A 416-nucleotide genomic window follows, 5' to 3' on the forward strand; every position below is an offset into this window, starting at 1 on the left:
CCTTCTGGCTGTCTTTGTCCACTTTTGTAATTTCTACTGAACCTTTATCTAACTGTTCATTCTCTACTTTTAGTGATAAGACTTCTGTCATGCCTTTTTTAATTTCAAACGATACTGGTTTCGCTAGTTTTTTATATCCTGGTAAGCTCTCTACCTCTACTAGCTTATATTTTCCTACTGATAAATCGGAAATTGTTGCTTTTCCTTCTTTATCTGTCGTTACTTTTGTTACTACTTTATCTTTTTCATCTTGCACTTCGAATGTTACGCCCGCTAATACTGCGCCACTTTCTTTGTCTACTTTTGTAATCGCTACTGAACCTTTATCTAACAGCTCGTTCTCTACTTTCAATGATAAAACTTTCGTCATACCTTTTTTAATTTCGAATGATACTGGTTCCGTTAACTTCTTGTAA

At 34.6% G+C, this 416-nt stretch carries 1 protein-coding gene; it reads right to left on the reverse strand.

Going from position 1 to position 416, the window contains the following annotated elements; genetic code table 11:
• Window positions 1–416 (reverse strand): MSCRAMM family protein (locus tag IBT51_RS26930; RefSeq protein ID WP_200458896.1); only part of this gene is annotated, 416 nt, incomplete at both ends.

This window comes from Bacillus sp. S71, assembly GCF_016625265.1.
GTDB lineage: Bacteria > Bacillota > Bacilli > Bacillales > Bacillaceae_G > Bacillus_A > Bacillus_A cereus.